General features: G+C 65.2%; 12 protein-coding genes. 3 read left to right on the top strand and 9 right to left on the bottom strand.

Features of this window, described 5'->3' with window-relative positions:
* Positions 1 to 301: 301 nt before the first annotated feature.
* A complete protein-coding gene (locus H7007_RS07095; protein WP_287154246.1) occupies positions 302 to 1,237 on the top strand; it encodes an amidohydrolase family protein in 936 nt (311 codons plus the stop codon).
* A 198-nt stretch (positions 1,238 to 1,435) separates the two neighbouring features.
* Here H7007_RS07095 and H7007_RS07090 read toward each other — a convergent pair whose 3' ends face one another.
* Entirely contained in the window at positions 1,436 to 3,913 is a 2,478-nt protein-coding gene (locus tag H7007_RS07090) for an efflux RND transporter permease subunit (RefSeq protein ID WP_287154244.1), read from the bottom strand.
* A gap of 263 nt (positions 3,914 to 4,176) precedes the next feature.
* Here H7007_RS07090 and H7007_RS07085 point away from each other — a divergent pair, with 263 nt between their 5' ends.
* Together H7007_RS07085 and H7007_RS07080 are read left to right on the top strand one after the other, a co-directional pair.
* Complete coding sequence (locus tag H7007_RS07085) at positions 4,177 to 5,271, top strand: DUF362 domain-containing protein (protein ID WP_287154242.1); 1,095 nt, start codon at positions 4,177 to 4,179, stop codon at positions 5,269 to 5,271.
* A gap of 101 nt (positions 5,272 to 5,372) precedes the next feature.
* Positions 5,373 to 6,890, top strand: a complete 1,518-nt coding sequence (locus H7007_RS07080; protein WP_287154240.1) for a class I adenylate-forming enzyme family protein — start codon at positions 5,373 to 5,375, stop codon at positions 6,888 to 6,890.
* A gap of 31 nt (positions 6,891 to 6,921) precedes the next feature.
* Here H7007_RS07080 and H7007_RS13705 read toward each other — a convergent pair whose 3' ends face one another.
* From H7007_RS13705 to H7007_RS07040, 8 genes are all read right to left on the bottom strand, one after another.
* Positions 6,922 to 7,905 carry a ketopantoate reductase family protein gene (locus tag H7007_RS13705; RefSeq protein WP_287154238.1) on the bottom strand — a complete coding sequence of 328 codons (984 nt, stop codon included), beginning with the start codon at positions 7,903 to 7,905 and terminating at the stop codon, positions 6,922 to 6,924.
* A gap of 333 nt (positions 7,906 to 8,238) precedes the next feature.
* Complete coding sequence (locus H7007_RS07070) at positions 8,239 to 9,435, bottom strand: L,D-transpeptidase family protein (RefSeq protein WP_287154236.1); 1,197 nt, start codon at positions 9,433 to 9,435, stop codon at positions 8,239 to 8,241.
* Between the two features lie 181 nt (positions 9,436 to 9,616).
* Positions 9,617 to 9,949: a hypothetical protein gene (locus tag H7007_RS07065; RefSeq protein WP_287154234.1), complete on the bottom strand. Its 333-nt coding sequence runs from the start codon at positions 9,947 to 9,949 to the stop codon at positions 9,617 to 9,619.
* Positions 9,950 to 10,141: 192 nt separating this feature from the next.
* A complete protein-coding gene (locus H7007_RS07060) occupies positions 10,142 to 11,308 on the bottom strand; it encodes a porin PorA family protein (RefSeq protein ID WP_287154233.1) in 1,167 nt (388 codons plus the stop codon).
* A 212-nt stretch (positions 11,309 to 11,520) separates the two neighbouring features.
* Positions 11,521 to 13,749, bottom strand: coding sequence for a DUF5719 family protein (locus H7007_RS07055; RefSeq protein ID WP_287154232.1), 2,229 nt, complete (start codon positions 13,747 to 13,749; stop codon positions 11,521 to 11,523).
* A gap of 107 nt (positions 13,750 to 13,856) precedes the next feature.
* On the bottom strand, positions 13,857 to 15,089 hold the full coding sequence (locus H7007_RS07050; protein WP_287154230.1) for a tetratricopeptide repeat protein: 1,233 nt from the start codon (positions 15,087 to 15,089) through the stop codon (positions 13,857 to 13,859).
* 203 nt (positions 15,090 to 15,292) lie between these two features.
* A complete protein-coding gene (locus H7007_RS07045) occupies positions 15,293 to 16,588 on the bottom strand; it encodes a DUF362 domain-containing protein (RefSeq protein ID WP_287154229.1) in 1,296 nt (431 codons plus the stop codon).
* A 174-nt stretch (positions 16,589 to 16,762) separates the two neighbouring features.
* Positions 16,763 to 17,143, bottom strand: coding sequence for a RidA family protein (locus H7007_RS07040; protein ID WP_287154228.1), 381 nt, complete (start codon positions 17,141 to 17,143; stop codon positions 16,763 to 16,765).
* Positions 17,144 to 17,570 lie beyond the last annotated feature (427 nt).

The raw sequence follows: 17,570 nt of genomic DNA, 5'->3' as shown, positions 1-17,570 counted from the left end.
GGCCATGGCCTCCCTCAGAAAGGAGGTGAGGAGGAATCCCGAAGCCTGGCTCGAAAAGCACATGCCGCTTCTTGAGACAAGGAGCGGAGACCCCTGGGTGAAGGACGTCCTCAAGGCGCTTGCGGGACATGAGAGGATAGCGTGTTGAGGTTTTGTCGGGATGGGGTGCCTACTTTTTGTAGACAGCAACGAAGGGGCTCTTCGGTTTGACGAAAGGCTTCACCGGCCATATACTTAGATGGAAGGCTGGAAAGGACGGGGCGAAAGGCTTCGGAGTAGCGAGTCGAGGGGAGGTCAAGCCATGATCATCGACAGCCACGTGCATCTGGTGGGTGAGGGCTGGATAGACCGCAGCTTCTTCATCGGCATGGCCCGGGTGGCCACCATCCCCGTGGGCCGGGCCACGGGTGAATACCCCGATCCGGGGACCCTGGTGGACAACCTTATGCCCGTGCTCTCCGACACCACCGGCGAGAAGACGGTGGCCGCCATGGACGCCGCCGGGGTGGACAAGGCCTGCATCTTCGCCGTGGACTACGGCCTATTGGCCGGCGAGCCCGCGGTATCCATCGAGGACCAGAACCGCATGATCGCCGAGGCTGCCAGACGCTTTCCCGACCGCCTCATCCCCTTCTTCACCGTCGATCCCCGCCGCCCGGGGGCCCTGGACCTCTTCAGGCGCGGCGTGGAGGAATGGGGCATGAAGGGCTTAAAGCTCCACCCCACCTCGGGTTATTTTCCACATGACCCTGTGGTCTATCCCTTCTACGAGAAATGCGTGGAGTACGGCATCCCGGTACTCTTCCATACCGGGAGCCAGCCGGCGCCCATGAAGTTCCGCTTCGCCCAGCCCATCCACGTGGACGACGTGGCCGCCGACTTCCCCGACCTGCCCATCATCATGGCCCACGTGGCCCACCAGCTCTGGGAGGAGGCCCTCATGGTGGCGGGCATCAAGACCAACGTCTATTTCGACTTCTCCGGTTGGCAGATCATCTTCAACAGTCATCCGGAGAAGTTCTATCGCATGTTGCGCACCGTCCTGGACGAGATAGGCCCCTGGAGGGTCTTCTTCGGCACCGACGGCCCCTATCTCAACGTCCTCTGCCCCTGGGACCGCTGGGTAAAGGCGGTGACCGAGCCCGACCTGAGTCCCTGTCCCGAGGTCTCCTTCACCCCGGAGGAAATCGACATCATCATGGGCAGGGCCTTCGCCCGCCTGCTCAAGCTGGAGTGACCGCCTCGGGCTCCGCTTCCTCCTCCCACTCGGCGCGGGGCTGGGGCTTACCCCTGGCAAGGGCGCGAGGGGCAGGGCCTTCGCCCGCCTGCTCAAGCTGGAGTGACCGCCTCGGGCTCCGCTTCCTCCTCCCACTCGGCGCGGGGCTGGGGCTTACCCCTGGCAAGGGCGCGAGGGGCAGGGCCTTCGCCCGCCTGCTCAAGCTGGAGTGACCGCCTCGGGCTCCGCTTCCTCCTCCCACTCGGCGCGGGGCTGGGGCTTACCCCTGGTGATGAGGGTGATGACGGAGGGCAGGACCAATAGGCTGGCCGCCAGGGAGACGGCCAGGGAGACGGCGGTGATCAGCCCGAAACGGCGTATGGGAGCCATCTTGGAAAGCGAGATGATGAGGAAGGCGCCCCCGGTGGAGACCACACTGGCCAGTAGTGGTTTGCCCACCCGGACCACGGAGATGTCCAGGGCCTCGGCCACGCTCACCTCGTGAGGGGAATACTCCTCGAGGAAGCGGTGGGTGACGTGGATGCCGTAGTCGATTCCCATCCCGATGATCATGGAGGCCACCAGGACGGTCATCATGTCCAGGGTCCAACCCATGAGGGCCAGGAAGCCCAACTCCGCCGCCACCCCGGCGATGAGCACGGTGAGGGTGGCAAGCCCGTAAGTCAGGGAACGGAAGATGACCACCAGCACCAAGCCGGAGAGCAGCAAGGCGAGGATGGCGGTGCGGATCTGCGTGGGCACCAGGTTGCCGAGCATGGCCACGGTCATGGGGGTTATCCCGCCCAGCCGGTAACCCACATCCAGGGCACCGAAACACTTCTCCGCGGCCTCGCGCAGCACGCGGTCCTTCTCCATCATCTCGCGGTTATCCCTGGCCCCCTCGCTGAAGATGCTTATCAGGGCAGCGCGGTGATCGGCGGATATGAGGTTGCCCTCCTGGGGACCGAAGAGCCGGGCGATGGAGGCGAGGTCCTCCTCCGCCTCCTCTGGCGTCGCCGGAAGGGCGGCCGCCGATTCCGCCCCGGGCTCCACCTTCCCCATCTCCGTGCGGAAGTCCTGGATCAGCTCGGCGATGCTCGAACTCCCGTTAGGGGTGAAATATGGGGTGGAGGCTACCTCCTCCTGGAAGCGCCGCATGGCCAGAAGGACCTGGGGGTCGAGAACGTCGCCGGTGATCAGCAGCACGTCCTGCTGCATGCCCCCGAAGACGCGCTCCTGACGGTACTGAGCCTGGAGAGAGGATATGTCCTGGGGGGCCAGGGCTCGGAGGTCCGGGGTGGTGGTGAGGCGGAAGGTGCCCAGCACGCAGGCCAGGACGAGCAGTACGTAGATGGCCACCACGGCCCGCGGCCGGTCCTGGGAGATGCCGGAGATCCTCTCCATGAGGCGGTCATAACGCGAAGTCCCCCCGGCGGCGAAGATGGCCACCCCACGCGGCACCCTGGAGCTCCCCCGCCGCAACCTGCGGTTCTCCCGCAGGACCATGAGGGCGGGAAGGAGGGTCACGCTGAGCACGAAACACACCGCTATCCCCGCCGCGCCCATGAAACCGAACTGCTGCAAAGCGTCGAAGTCCGAGAAGCCGAAGGAGGCGAAGCCGAAGAAGGTCGTGATGCAGGCCAGGAAGATGGCCACCCCCACGGTGACCACCGCCCGGTAGGCGGCCTCCCTCTGGTCCCTGCGGATGCCGAACTCCTCGTAGAAGCGGCTCATCATATAGACCAGGTTTCCCAGGCTGATGCCCAGGACAAGCGGACCGAGCACGGCGGAGACCATGGTGTAGGGTATGTGCAGCCAGCCCATCAGCCCGTATATCCACACCGCGGAGACCACGATGACCAGGAGGGGAAGGAAGATGTCCGTCAGCCGTTGGAAGGTGAGGTAGAGGAGGGCCATGAGCACCAGCACGGCTATCAGGGCCAGGAGCCAGGTGCTCTGCATGACGTAGCTCTCCAGGTCGCGGTCGATGGAGGGATCGCCGGTCACCGTCACCGTGGCCGGTACCTCCCCGTCCTCGAAGTAGGAGTGGAAGAAATCCTCGAAACGGCGGGCCGCCTCTCTCGATTCCTCCGTGTTCAGGTCGGGGTTGACCTTTATCCATATGGCGGCGTAACGGTTGTCGCGGGAAAGGAGTGCCGAGCCCTCCTTCTCCACCGTCCACCTGCGGGCCACGGGATTGGCCAGGTACTGCTGCACCCCCTTCTCCAGGACCTCCTCGAAGGGGAGGGTCTTCCCGGGGTCGGAAGGATCGGGGACCATGGTACCCTCGCCGAAACGGATGATGGTGGAGATGTCCTTGACCATCGGCCCGTACTGCTTGCGGGCCTCGTTCATCATGTTGCGGGCGAAGCCGGAGAGGAAGTGCTCCACGCTCACGTAATATTCCTCACCCACCTCATCCGCCATCTTATCCTCCAGGAGGAGGAACTTCTTGATCATGGGATAAGAGAGGAGGTACTCGCTTTCCACCATGGGGACCTCGGTGTTGATGCCGCCGAAGAGGCGGTCCACGTCCTTGATGGTCCGTGAGGCCTCGTACTTGGTGGGTATGAGGTCCTTCTGTCCCGCCTTGACCTGGATGAAACCCATGCCTGCGGCCACGGGAACGGTGACGGCGATGCAGGCCAGGACCACCAACCACGCGTGGTCACGGCATAGGCTCGCGAAGAACTTCAACCTTCCTCCTTCCCTCACAACGGGCACCCTTCCGCCCAGGAGCGGAGCGCTAAATCTAAGTGATGAAACCCCCGCCTCGAGCCTCCATTATATTAAATTTTTTCTCCCTCCTTTCGTCACAACCCTTCAGGTTTCCCCGCTGCGTCTCACCGAGGCCGGCGCGCTGGCCGGTGCTGATAAAAGGACGCAAGGGTGTTATATTCACATGGTCGGCATCCATTTCCGGGCCCCAACCGCGGGCCGGGCCCGAGGCGAGGAGGGACATGGCCTATCTTCTGGTGAGGCAGGCATCCGGTTACCGGGAGGAGACCCTCTCTCCCCTGGTCTCCGAGATGCTGGACCGCAGCGGAATCGAGTGGTCCGGAAAGAAGGTCCTGGTAAAGCCCAACCTCCTGGGCCCCTTCCCCCCCGATTCGGGGGTCATCACCCATCCCCTTCTGGTGAAGGCCCTACGCCGGGAACTTCGCCGGCGAGGCTGCCGGGTCATGGTGGGCGACAACCCCGGGGTGAGGGGTTACGGGATGGTGGCGCGCATGGCCCGGGTGACCGGGATGGACAGCGCGGCGGGCGAGGACTTCGTGAACCTCAGCCTGCGGCCCCGCACGGTGAGGCTCCAATCCCCGCACGCGGACCATGTCTCCGTATGCTCCGAGGTCTTCGAGGTGGACCACTGGATATCCGTCCCCAAGTTCAAGACCCACATCTCCACGGTGATAACCGGCGCCATCAAGAACAGTTACGGACTCCTTGTGGGTGGGGAAAAAGCCCGCCTGCACTCTGTAGCCCCCAGGCCGGAGCACTTCGGGGAGCTGCTGGTGGAAATCTACGCCCTGCGCCCCCCCGACCTAGTGATCATGGACGCCGTCATCGGGATGGAGGGGAACGGGCCCTCCGGAGGGTCGCTGCGAGAGGTGGGACTGCTCCTCTCCTCCGACAACGGCGGGGCGGTGGACCTCGCCGCGTGCCGCCTCATGGGCGTGGACCCTCTCAAGGTACCTTCCCAGAGATGCGCCACCGAGAGAGGGCTCGCCCCCGCACGGCTGGAGGAGATCCAGGTTGAAGGCCACATCGATCCCGTACCCGGCTTCCGGGTCCCCTCCACCCTGGCCCGCCTCGACCCGGGCGGCATCCTGCAGCGCACCGTATTCCGGCGCCTCTCCCGCCCCCGCTTGAGCGTGGACCGCAAGAGATGCACCGCCTGCGCCTCCTGTGTACGGGGATGCCCTGCGGAGGCTATAACACTCGAGGACTACCCGCGTTTCGACACCACGCGCTGCATCGGCTGCTATTGCTGCTACGAACTGTGCCCCCAGGGCGCGGTGAAGGTAGGAAGACTGGTGGACTTCCTGCGCCGGTAGCGGGCAGGAGTCCCGGAGGGTAAAATCTTTCCTGGAACCTCCACGCGGGGGTGGACGAATTACAAGTGTTCTCATAAGCCGGAGGCGGGGGTAGTGGAGATATGACCATCCTCACGGACCTCTTCGACCGTGAACTGGTCAAGCATCCGGAATACGTGCTTCTGAACTTCGAGGACCGCACCTATACCAACCTGGAGATATACCGGGAGGTATGCCGGATCGGCCACGCCCTCCTGCAGCTGGGCCTCGAGCCCGGGCAGGTCCTCCTGGTGCACATGGAGAACGTCCCCGCCTTCTCCCACCTCCTCGGTGCCTGTGTCAAGACGGGCATCGTCTTCTGCCCCACCATGTTCCTCATCAGCGCCGAGGAACTGGCCTGGATGGCCGAACACTCGGAGGCCGCCTACCTGGCCACCACCCCCAACCTCCTGGAAAAGGCACGGCTGGCCTGTCCCCGCCTCTTCGAGAGCGGCAGGGTCATCCTCTGCGAGGGGGAGGAGAAAGGCCTTCTCTCCCTGCGGGAGATGACCGAGGGGCAGCCGGAAACCCTGGAGACCCGGCCGGACCTCTCCGACGACGACGTGGCCGTCATCCTCTACACCTCGGGGACCACGGGAAGGCCCAAGGGGGTCATGCTCACCCACCGCAACCTGGGGAGCAACGCCTATTCGGTGGTGGAGACCAACCGGGTGACACAGGACGAGGTGGCCCTTTCCGCCCTCCCCCTGGCCCACTCCTACGGGCTCACCGTCTCCCTGCTCCCCGGCATACGGGGGCTGTCCTGCGTGCTCATGCGCTGGTTCGACCCCGAGGAGGTGTTCCGGTGCACGGAGAAATACCACATACGTTCCATAACCGGCGTCCCCACCATGTTCATTCAACTCCTCAACCACCCGCACGCCGGCCGCTACAACGTGCGCAGCTGGAAACGCCTGCAGAGCGGGGCGGCTCCCCTGCCGGAGGACATCCTGCTGGCCTTCAAGGAGAAATTCGGCGTCTACATCTACGAGGGTTACGGTTTGACCGAGGCCTCCCCGGTGGTCTCCTGTCAGCGTCCGGACATCCCGGTGAAGCCGGGCTCCGTGGGCCCCCCCATCCACGGGGTGGAGGTGAGCATCCGGGACGACTTCGAGCGTGAGCTGCCCCCCGGGAGCCCGGGAGAGATCTGCGTGCGGGGCCCCAACGTGATGAAGGGGTACTTCAAGGACCCGGCGGAGACGGAGAGGGCCCTACGCGGAGGATGGCTCCACACGGGGGACATAGGTTACCTGGATGAGGACGGCTACCTGTACATCGTGGAGCGCAAGAAGGACTTGATCATCACCGGGGGGTTCAACCTCTATCCCTCGGAGGTGGAGCAGGTCCTGGAGCGGCACCCCGCCGTACGCGAGGCGGCCGTGGTGGGCGAGCCGGACCCGGTCCGCGGCGAGGTGGTGCACGCCTTCGTGGTCCTCGAGCCTGGAAGGGAGGCCACCGCTTCGGAACTCATCGAGTTCGCCAGGGGGCACCTGGTCTACTACAAGGTGCCGCAGCGCATGACCTTCCTCGCGGAGCTCCCCCGGACCATTCTGGGAAAACCTTCCAGGAAGGAACTCAGGGACCTCCTCTTGCGCCGCTGATCCCTCGCGCTCTCCCGCCACTTCCCGCCGTTCACATCAGGGACATGCCGCGTTCCTCGGAGAAGCGGCGGCGCAGTTCGCGGAGGAGGGGCTCGCCCGGAGTCCGCTCCCCCCTCTCCACCTCGGCCAGCAGGGAGTGCAGTGCGCTGAGCAGGGGGACCCTGATGCCGCAACGCGAGGCCTCGCGCACCAGGAAGCCGGTCGTGTGGTCCCTCTCCGTCGCCCCGCCTGCCATCACGTCCCGGAGCATGGGAGGCGGAAGCCGGTCCCATACCGCGTCCTCCCAGAGGTCCTCGAGGTCCGGCAGCTCCAGGCCCAGTGATGCCGCCACCCGGGTGGCCTCCGCCACCGCCTCCCCAAGCCATTCCCCGACATCCCTCCGGCCACGCAGCGCACTCGGCCCGGCGCCTCCCAGAGCGCACAGGGCGCTCACCGGAGCCGCGGAGCGCAGCCGGGCGAGGGTGACCTTCACCGGGTCGGCGGCCGTCGCCAGATGCCCGGGGAACCCATCCCGGAGAGCTCCGACCAGGTCGCCAAATCCCGGGTATCGCGATGCCCCCTCCGCGCCCGTTGCCGGCCCCACCACCAGGGCGCGGCATTCCTCCACCTCCACGGCGCCGTCCTCCGCCTCCACCGCTGAGACCCAAGCCAGGGCGACGCATGCCCTCTCGCGTCCTACCAGCTCACCCAGGACCTCCCAGGCGCTGCCCTCCTGCAAGGACACGTAGAGGGTCTCACGGTGCACGAAAGGGCTCAAAGGCCGAAGGGCCTCGGCTGTGGCGTGCGCCTTCACCGCCACGACGAAGGCGTCGAAAGGAGTGCCGCCCTCCGAGGGGTGTCTCACCTCCGGCCGGCTCTCCCCCTCCAGGGCTCCCCGTAAACGTAACCCCTCCGAGGCCAGGGAAGCCAGCCTGTCCCCACGCGTATCGTAGACGACCACATCCGCTCCCACCTCGGTCAGGATGTGGGCTGCCAGGCTCCCCATCGCCCCCGCCCCCACCACCGCCACCCTCACGGCAAACGCCCTCCTTTCCCCTCTCTTAGCACCGGCTCAGCCCGCCGATACCGGGACAAGGCTCCCGGTACCGGACAGGACGGGCACGGTGAGGACCTAAATCCGCCTCGCCCGCACCGCTCCTGCTTCCATGTGAAGATCCTTACCTACGCTCTTCCCCCTCCACCGGCCCGGGAAGCGGCCTCGGCTTCGGTATCCCCTTCCCTCCCGCATGATGCCGAGCTGGGTCGCCGCCATCCTCTCCGGACAGGACGTGGAAAGACATGCTGTTCCCCCGCTTCTCCCGCCCGCGCGTGGCCCGAGCGACGCCCGGCAAGGCCGTCCCCGCCTCTCTCAATGCGTGGTGTCGACCGCGCCGGAGTTCCCGGTGGCGCCGAGCCCGGGGTCCTCCGGGCCCACCGGCGGTCCCTCCTCGGGAGGCGGCAGCGGCACAGGTTTGGAGGTCCAGATGAAGACCGGCGTCCCCACGTTCACGTGGTCGAAGAGTTCGATGATCGCCCAGTTGGCCATGCGAATGCAGCCGTGGGAATGCAGCCCGGGCACAAGGTTCTTCGTCCCGTGGATGAGCACCGTGCCCCCCGCGGCGCTGGTTACCAGGGCCCTGGCCCCCAGGGGGTTGTCCGGCCCCGGCTCGATGCGCGGGGGCATGTTCTTCGACCACTCGGTGTTGGGGTTTATCCACACCGGGTTGGCCTCCTTGCGGATGATGTAGAACTTTCCCAGTGGGGTCGGGTATTTGGGCTCGCCGGTGGCCACGTAATAGGTCTTGATCAGGGTGTCCTTGTTGTACCACTTGAGGGTGTTGCCCATGATGTCCACTACCAGGACGGTCTGCACGTCCTCGCTCTTAAGGGAAGGGGGCGTCACCGCCACCACCGGCTCCACAATCCGATTTGGGGAAAGGAGGGCTTCCTCGACCACCCGCAGGGTGGCCTCCACGTCCATGCGTAGACCGTCCCGGGAGGGATGAAAGGTGAGCTTTCCGGTGCTGAAGTCGAAATTCAGGGAGGCGTTGACGACCTCGCAGTAGATCTCCGCGGCCACGGCGTTCAGCTTCCTGGTCAGCAGGTCACGATCCAGCGAATACTCCAGGCCGATGTTGATGTCCAGTGGACGGTTGAAGGCCCTGCGCAGGGCGCGCTCGAAGACCGACCTCTCCCAGCCCGTCCGGTAGGCCAGGTCCACCAGGGCTTCCGCGTCCACGTGCAGGTTGAGCTCCCGGGGGTCGATTACCCACTGCCGCCCACGGAAGCTCAGGGTCAAAGGGGTCATGAGAGGAGCTACGGCCTCCTCTTTGACCCTCGCCACGGCCTCTTCCCGGGTCATGCCGGTCACGTCTATCCCCAGCACCACGGTGTTGGGAAACATCTCCCCCCGATGGCGGGAGTCGGCGAGAACGGTCACCGTGGAAGCGGCCAGAAGGAAGACGCCCAGGGCCGCCAGAAGGAGGAACGCCCAGCGCGCCACCCCGCTCTTGGGTGCGAGGAACGAGAGAAGCTTCTTCCAGTTGCTCATCCTCTGCCTCGACAAACCTCCTTACCTCCTTTCCCGGCCTACTCCGGGGGTTTATGACGCATCTCCACCAAGCCGGGTTCCCCCGACCGGCCTCCCGCGCCGGCGAGCCTCTCGCATACGAACCGTCATACGTAGGCTGGGCCCGCCATCGGGGTACCCGACATCCCCGACCGCCCCGCCTACCCGACGCCGCTCCTCACCACCGGTCCACGAACTGTTGGAAATAGCTCAGGAAGTTGTACTCGGAGAGCACCCTCTGCCTCTCCTCGTGCAGGCTACGGATGCTCCTCATGTCCCGCCAATCCCCCTTCATGCCCTCGGCCTCGATGAGAGTGATGATCTCCAGGTTGCGACGGCGCAGTTCCTCGAGGCGCGGGTAATACCCCGGGATGTCCATGGCCAGCAGCTCCTCGCCGCTGAAGCGGGACAGGGATAGGCATTTCCGGCAGCGGAAACAACCCTCCTCGGGCATTTCCTCCAGGAGCGCGTTGCACAAGGGACAGTGCCGCTCCGGGAAACGCTCCTCCAATTCCTCTCCTTACATAATCTTCCAGACCGGGTCACGGAACGCCGGAATCATCCGCCCGAGACGATTATCCTACTCTCAGCTTCGGGGCACAATGACCCCCGCGGGACCCTTTTCCCGGAACGGAAAAGGAGATGCGGGAGGCATGGCCCCCCGCATCCGAATCTCCAGATACCGCCGCCGTTTCCTTGTTGCCTATTCTTCCTCCGCCTGCTCCGGCGCCGGGCCTCCGCCCAGGAGCAAGCCCACGATGAGCACCAGCGCGCCAACGATGAGCAGGGCCCAGGGGATGTACACCTTCACCAGGTTTATGCTCCCGGCCCCTTTCTTGGCGTCCTCCACGCCGGCCTTCACCGTGTCCTGGGTGCTGGCATACTCGTAGGAGAACACCTTCCTGGCCTCGCCCATCTGGGACTGCAGTCCGGCGAGCTGGGCGATGGCCGGGCCCAGCCGGGGATCGTTGACGTATTTGGCCAGTATGGCCTGCAGACCGGAAAGACCCTCCATGTCCAGCTTGTAGGTCAGGCTCTCCGCGCTCTTGTAGATGTCCACCGGGGTGCCGGTCTTGGGATCCACGGACATCTCCTGCTCCGCCGACCAGAGGTACTTCAGGGGTATCTCCGCCTGCAGCGCCTTCTGTAGGGCCAGCAGGTCGGCGGGTTGCATGGCCTGGGCGGCCAGCGCCAGGAAGCCGTCGACGTCCACGCCTGCGGCCTTGAGGATGGGCTTCAACTCCTCGAAGCTCGTGGATGTGGGAAAGCCCATCCCCAAGATGTAGGCCTCGACCACCTCTTTATCCTCGAAGGCCAGTTTGAAGTTGTAGACGGTGATCCCCTCCTTGTCCTCCTCGCTTACGAACTCCACCTCCACCGCGTCCCCTATCTCGTTCTTCCATAATTTGTAAGATTCGTCCTTGGAGGTGTCGAAAGGGAAGAGGGGATAATAAGCGCCCTCGCGGTCCACCACGTTGTCCTTGCTCCAAGCATAAGCGCGGTCGTCCTTCACGTTCTCCAAGGTCTTGCGGTCCAGCACGTAGACGAACTCCTGCGGCTGCTGGGCCATACCCCCTATCTTCAACTCGATGGTCTCCTTCAGGGGACCGGTGGAGGAGTCGAACTCCTCGGCCAGGGACACTATCTTCTGCGTCACCTCCAGGGGCAGTTTCAACTCCTCGCCCTCCGGAAGAGGCTGATGGGTCGCGGGGTCCACGTACCAGGTGATCTCGCCCTCGTATTTGTTGACCACGTCCACGTCATCCGGCAGTTTCACCATGGCGTTGACGGCGATGGCCCACCAGAGGATGGCCGCCAGGATGAGGATTATCCCCAGCACGATGAGTATCTTGCTCGCAAGTCCCTTCATCATGACCTCCTTGTGAACCCGTTCATCAATGCGAACCTCGGCTCTTCCTCAATATTCTACTTCCCGCCGCTCCATACCTTCGCCCTTCCCGCCGCCTCACCCTCCTCCCCTCCCCGCAGGAGCCCCTACCACGCCGTCCGCCGTTGAGCTACCCCTCGGTCTTTTCCCCTTTTCCTCGCCGACCCAACCCCCCGTCCTAGGTTGTCGGGAGATCACCTCTCCATGCCCGGGGCGTAACCGCTGGAGACGTGGCCGCCGGCCCAACCGTTATAATAACGGAAATATATGGGCCTCTCCGCCACCACCTCCCCCTCGGCATGAACGGACACGGATATCCCCTCCTCATAGGGGACCATGGAATTGAGCTTCAGGGTGGTCCGGGAACGGGCGGGAAGGACGACCTTCTCCTCCAGGAGCTCGCCGCTCTCGGTGTGCACCCAGACCGAGGCCCAGCAATCCGCTCCCCCCGGGTTCTGGAGGCACAGCCAGTCCTCGAAACCCGGGCCCGTGTAGCCCTCGGCGAAGTACCAGTGGCGGGAGGCCGCTCTGACGCCCGCGGACACGTCCCCTCCCTTACACCAGTTGGAGTAATCGTGATAGATGGCCCTCTCCGCCACCAGCGGGCCCTCCCCCTGCACCAGAAGGGAGACCTCCAGCCCGCTCCCCGCCCGGCGGTTCACGTCCACCGTCCTGCGGGAATAGGGGGGTATGTATTCCTCATCGTACATGTTCGCCCCCCCGGAGGTCTGGTAGGTAATGGAAACGCGGTTGACGTACCCGTTGGGGTTGTAGAGGCACAGGTACTCCTGGAAGCCGGAGCCCGTGTAGCCCTCGGCGAAGTACCAGGTATTCGAGGGGTTGCTGGTCCCCATGGAGACATGGCCTCCCGCCAGCCTGCCGGCGTAGAGGAAGTACATGGGCCGCTCGGCGACGATATCCCGGTCGGAATTCACCTTTAAGGATACCTCCTGTCCGGGGCCGACTCTGCGGTTCACGTCCAGAGTGTGGCGCCTTCCCGCCGCCACCGTAAGCTCCTCCTCGGCCAGAAGGCCGCCTTGGGAGTAATATTCTACGCTCACGTGGGCGTCCTCGGCCCCGGGGTTCAAGAGGCACAGGTATTCCTGGAAACCCGTTCCGGTGTAACCTTCCGCGAAATACCATGTCCTGGAGGGGAGGTTCGTGCCCGAGCTGACGTGGCCTCCGGCCCACCTACCGGCGTAGAGGAAATACATGGGCCTCTCCACCGCCACGGGAAGCGGGGATTCCACGCTCAACCCCAGGTCCTTGCCCCGGCCCACCTCCTCGGCGACCTGGATGGTGACGCGGGTGTCCGCCTCCGCCCGGTAGGAACGGACCATTGTCTCGCCCTCGGCAAAGTGGTAGGAGACGGTGAAGTCCACCGCCTCCCGGTTGGGATTGAGCACGGTGAGCCATTCCTCGAACCCGTTCACCGTCGTGCCCTCGGCGAAATACCATTTCCTGGCGGTATTTCCCACTATCAGATCGCGGGTCGCGGTGGAGCTGCCGCCGTTCAGATAATAGGCTTTCGCCTGCAGCTGGTGCGTCCCGTCGTGGAGGGCGGAGGTATCCACGGCGAAGTCGTAGGGCGGCGCGCTGCGGCTGCCGAGGAGCTGCCCGTCCAGGAGCAGGTCCAGCCGCTGCAGGTCGCTCGAGCCCACAAGTTGCAGGGAGACCTGCACCGTGCCGCCGCACAGCCGGTCCTCGGGCGGCTGGATGAAGCTCACCCGGGAGGGCATGTGGATGCCGCGGAAGATGGCCTGGGCCTCCCGGAAGAGGTAGGCGTCATCTCTGAGGAGCCGCTCCTGCTGCGGATTGGAGATGAAGGAGGCCTCGGTGAGGATGGCCGGCATGGTGGTGTGATTGAGCACCCCGCAGTAATCCACCTGCCATACCCCGCTGTTGGGAAGCCCGAGCTCCGCCACCAGCTCGGCCTGCACCGCATTGGCCAGCGCCAATGATTCCTGGCTGGCGTACTTCGACACCAGGGTCACCGTGTAGTTCACGCCGGGATCGTCGACGGAATTGTGGTGCACGCTGATGAAGCGGTCCGCCCCCCAGGAGTTGGCCATCTGCCAGCGCTGGGAGATGCTCACGTAGACGTCGCTCTCCCGGGTCATGAGCACCTGCGCCCCCTCGGCCACCAGGAGGTCGCGCAGCTTGAGGGCCACCCTGAGGTTGACGTCCTTTTCCAAGAGGCCCGTGGGGCCCACGGCCCCCGTCTCGCTGCCTCCGTGTCCCGGGTCGATGCAGAACCTCCAGCCGCTGAGGCTCCCCGCCCTGGCCCCACCCGTCCCCGGGGGGAGGGCCAGGGCCAGCAGTAGAGCAGCGGTCAGGGGCAGGAGGAACAGGGCTCGGAACCGGCGCCCCGAAGAGCCGGTTCCGTGCCCCGAGCGTCCCTCCCTCCACGAATGTCCCTCCATGAGAGCGGCGATGCCTCCTTCGTCGCGCTTCCTTATGCTTATTCGACGGCGGCACCACCATACCTTGAGCTCTCCCGACCGGGGTTCCGGCGTGGCCGCCGGTCGCCTCAAGCCCCCAGGTCGGAGAGGAAACGCGAGGCGTCGCGGTCACCCGGGTTTATACGAAGCACCTCCCGGAAGTCCTCCTCCGCCCCCCTCATATCCCCCCTCTTCCTGCGGGCCAAGCCCCGCGCGAGGTATGCGGGGTAATAATCGCGGTTGAGGATCAGGGCCCTGTCCCAGTCGTCCACCGCCTCGCCCCAGGCATTGAGGAGGGCGTAGCAGACTCCCCTTTCGAAGTAGGCCTCCGCCGAGCCCGGCTCCAGGCTGATGGCCCGGCTGTAGTTCCTTATGGCCTGGTTGTAAAGGGGGTTGTCGTCGTACTGGATCTTGTGCCGGTAAGCCCTCCCCATGAGGATATAAAGCTCCGGGAGGTCGGGGCGCAGCTTGGACAACCGCTTGAGGTCCCGGAGGGCGGAGCCGTAATAACCCCATTTCATGAGCATCTCGGCGCGGCGCAGGAGAGCGGCGTCGTTTAGGGGGTCCTCCTCCAGTGTCCTGTTCAGGTCCCGCAGCGCCACCTGATCCCCCTCGGCGCGGCGGCGTTCCTCTCGGTCCGCCTCACCTTCCAGGAGAAGGGACAAGAGGCCCGCCACTCCCCGCGAGCGCACCAACCCCATGTGCGTGCACGGCCACCCGGGCCGCAGGTTCTCCGCCCCCCGCAGGAGGCAGCTCGTCCAGGGGACCACCGCCGCGTCCAGGGGCGTGCAGATCGAAAAGTAGGGTGGCCTTTCCTCCCCCCAGGCCTCGCTGTAGGCCTCGTCCAGGTTCCTGAGGAAGGCGCTGCGCGGGAGCATCTGCCTGGCAGCTTTGAAGGGTAGGAAGAGGTAGAAGGTGAGGGAGCCGCGGTGGGGGGTCCCCAGCATGACCAGGCGGTGGAGGAAATCCTTCCCGCCCAACCTCTCCACCATGAACCTGGCCACCAGGCCCCCAAGTCCCTGTCCGACGAGGGCCACCTTCTCCGCACCGAAGAGGACGCGCAGCTCGTCAGCCTTGTCCAGCAATACCCTGGCGCTCCAGCGTATGTCCCCGGAGTTGAAGTTGGGTATGCGGAGAGTATAGACGGCATAATCCAGGTTGCGCAGGCGGCGCCGCAGCGCCGCGGAGAGGACGTAGAGGCGGAAGAACCCGGGGACGTAGAGCACCGGGTACCTCCCGCGACGGGATGGATCTATTTCCTCCACCGTCTCCGGCTGCCTCAAGGTGCCGCATTCCCGCCTGCCTACGACCCTGACCTCCAAGACGCACCCCTCTCGCCTTCGCTAGCCGATTCCCAACAACTTCCAATTGAATGTGGCGCGTCGACCTTCCTTCTTCGGGCATGAGGTATCGCCTCTGTCGTCTGCCGAACCGCCCCCATGTGGCGCCTCCGACCTCTCCGGCCGCTTGACCGCTCCCCCCAGCATCAGGCCCTGCCTGCACCACCGCGGACGGCGAGGGTTCCTCACCTGGCCCACAGAGGTGGGATGCGGGCCGTGGTGCGGTGGAGCATGGCCCTGGCCAGGAGCCAGGTGGACTCCCAGACCGGAAGAGGCACCATGTTTATGGGGTTTATCCCCATGAGCGGCGTGAGGTTTGCCAGCACCCCCCTGAGGTCGTTGCACCCCGGGGAGACGCGGACCTTTCCCCTGCCCAGCCTGTCCCGGAGTACCGGGTAGGCCTCCTCGGCGGCGCAATCCCCCACCACCAATACCGGGCCCTCCAAGGCCTCCAACTCCTCTTCTTCCCATCCCTTTCCCATGCAGATGGTGAAGCCTCCCCGGCCGTGGAAGTCCACGTAGAGCATCTGCAGGACCATACGGGTATTGAGGCTGCACCCCTCGGGACAGCACCTCTCCGCGCCCTCCAGTATGCGCACGTCCGGGGGGAAGACGGGAAGGAGCTCCGGCGTGTAGCGGCGGCGGAAGGGTCCACGATCGCCGATCACCTCTATGGCCTCCAAGTCGATGCATCCCAGGCCCTCCTCCGCGGCCAGCCTCAAGTGCTCCACCTGCCGGGGGTCGATCCCCAGGAGGTCGGCCCCCACGGCGTCCACGGCCAGGGTGTCCTCTCCGCCGATGAACACCCCCAGCTCTTCGACGCAATCCCCGGCCAACCCCTCGGGGGCGTAATGGCCGTGGTTGAGGGCGTGCAGGCCCTCGATGACCGTGAAATGCGGTCTCACCAGCATGAAGATGTCGGCGAACTTGCGGTGCAGGTTCCAGTTGTGGTCCCGGATGCGGTCGGACTGCATTATCAGCCCGAACTGGTTCTTGACCCCCAGGGTCACGGTGGCCATGGAGTGGGTCTTCAGCTTGGGAAGGGAGATGTAGAGGTTCTCGTCCCCTCCCTCCATGAGCCTCTCCTTGACCCAGCGGGAGACGTGGACCCGGTATCCCAGGGTGGGAAGGGTCACCTCCACCTGGCGCCCCTCGTCAAGGTAAAGGGGGACGGCCCCCGCTTCCCTGGCAGCTCTTTCCAGGCCACTGACCCTGAACACCAGTCGCGTGAAATTCCCCTGCGTGCAGTTGTCCATCACATAGACCCTTCTGGCGCCGGCGCGGTAGAGGATGGCGGCCAGGGCCCTGACCGCGCGGGGGTCGGTATGGCAGTAGGGCTTGAAGTCCACGGCATTGACCTTGATGAAGGCCTCCCGGCGTCCTCCCAGCACCCCCTCCGCACCGCCGAAGGGACGGAAGACCTCCTGGAGAGCCTCCTCGATGTTCCCCTCTTTCACCGCAGCCACCACAACCCTGGGCATGGGTCCCCCCTTCCTTACCTGCTCCGTGGTGCGCCCGGACCGCGGTCCGACCGGACCCCGAAACAACCGCCGTCCCGTCATCCCGCCCCCGCCGCGCTCCCCGAACGGAACGCCCCTGGATGCCCGTCTTCCCTCTCATCCGGGGGCGGAGCTCTCTTTTTCCGCCCGCCCCCATCAACGATGGGCCACGGCGGCCAACTCCACTCGGAAACCTCCGGGGAGGTCCACACCGGCAACGCTGCGTGCCGGATAAGGGCGGGGGACGATCTCCTCGTAGACCTCGTTGAAGGCGGGCAGTTCGGCGATCTCCTTGAGGTAGACGTGGACCATCAGCAACCTGTCCAGGCCACTGCCCGCTTCCCGGAGGACGGTCTCCAGGTTGCGCAGGACCACCATGGCCTCTTCCCGGACGTCCCCCTTGACCTCATGCCCGTCGCTCCTGACGGCCAGGAGGCCGGAGACGAATACCAGGTTTTCCCAGGTAACGCTGAGGGAATAGGGCCCTTTCGGAGTGGGAAGCCCGCCAACCACGTTCCCGGCGTCTGCGCCGCTCAATCCCTCTACCCCCTTTCAAGGGAAGTATATCAGAACAAGGACCACCCTGATCCTCACGCCGCCCGACGCTCTCCGCCCCAGGGCACAAGAAGCGGCGCGATCTCGCCCGTCGGCGATTCTCCCGTTTCCTCCTTGAGAGCACGTACAAGCAGGATGATGAGACGGCCTCCGCATCCTTTTCCACACCGAAATAGCCCACCGGGCCATATGGCATATCATGCAAGCGGCCCGAGGAACGGTTCCATCATCCCTTTCCTCGTCGCGGCTTCGCCCTGTCGTCGGGGGAACGTGCTTATGATGCGGGAAGGTGCACAAAACCTCAGTAAGCCTTTCGCTTCGCGAAAAGGGCCCCGCGAGGCGCTAACCGTGCCACAAGACGTCCGTCGCGTGAAACGCCTTTCATCCCCTTCCGGCGAGCCGCCCCGCG

Origin of the sequence: Candidatus Solincola tengchongensis (assembly GCF_015711935.1) — a bacterium.
Classification (GTDB): domain Bacteria; phylum Actinomycetota; class Geothermincolia; order Geothermincolales; family RBG-13-55-18; genus Solincola_A; species Solincola_A tengchongensis.
Note: the sequence above shows the minus strand (reverse complement) of the source record. Positions and strands in the feature narration are given on the sequence as shown.

Bases quoted from the DNA above. Each gene is read 5' to 3' on its own strand.
- H7007_RS07095 (WP_287154246.1), top strand. From the start codon at position 302: ATGATCATCGACAGCCACGTGCATCTGGTGGGTGAGGGCTGGATAGAC.
- H7007_RS07085 (WP_287154242.1), top strand. From the start codon at position 4,177: ATGGCCTATCTTCTGGTGAGGCAGGCATCCGGTTACCGGGAGGAGACC.
- H7007_RS07080 (WP_287154240.1), top strand. From the start codon at position 5,373: ATGACCATCCTCACGGACCTCTTCGACCGTGAACTGGTCAAGCATCCG.
- H7007_RS07060 (WP_287154233.1), bottom strand. From the start codon at position 11,308: ATGAAGGGACTTGCGAGCAAGATACTCATCGTGCTGGGGATAATCCTC.
- H7007_RS07055 (WP_287154232.1), bottom strand. From the start codon at position 13,749: ATGGAGGGACATTCGTGGAGGGAGGGACGCTCGGGGCACGGAACCGGC.
- H7007_RS07045 (WP_287154229.1), bottom strand. From the start codon at position 16,588: ATGCCCAGGGTTGTGGTGGCTGCGGTGAAAGAGGGGAACATCGAGGAG.